This is a genomic window from Bacillus sp. SIMBA_008 (assembly GCF_046535495.1).
Lineage (GTDB): Bacteria > Bacillota > Bacilli > Bacillales > Bacillaceae > Bacillus > Bacillus subtilis.
This window is the reverse complement of record NZ_JAWRWL010001212.1, coordinates 1-238: the sequence shown is the minus strand read 5'-3', so window position 1 is coordinate 238 and position 238 is coordinate 1. Positions and strand designations below refer to the sequence as shown.

At 55.9% G+C, this 238-nt stretch carries 1 protein-coding gene; it reads right to left on the bottom strand.

Annotated elements, in window-relative coordinates; all coding sequences use genetic code 11:
* A partial coding sequence (locus tag SB658_RS27285) for a potassium channel family protein (RefSeq protein WP_410603677.1) occupies positions 1-238 on the bottom strand: 238 nt, incomplete at both ends.

Genomic DNA, 238 nt, shown 5'->3' with positions numbered 1-238 from the left:
CGTTCCATCCGATAAGAATGACGTGCCCCTTGCCTTTAAAGGCGACCTTCCCTTCGACATAGCGGTGCTGTTTGCTGAACACGGCTGAAGAAAGCGTGGCGAAATAGGCGGTCACAAAACTCGCTCCGCTTAATACAAGCACCATGCCGGCAATCTGCCCGAACGGCGTCTGCGGAACGTAATCGCCGTAGCCGACTGTGGCCACCGTAATGACCGCCCACCAAACCCCTTCAAACAC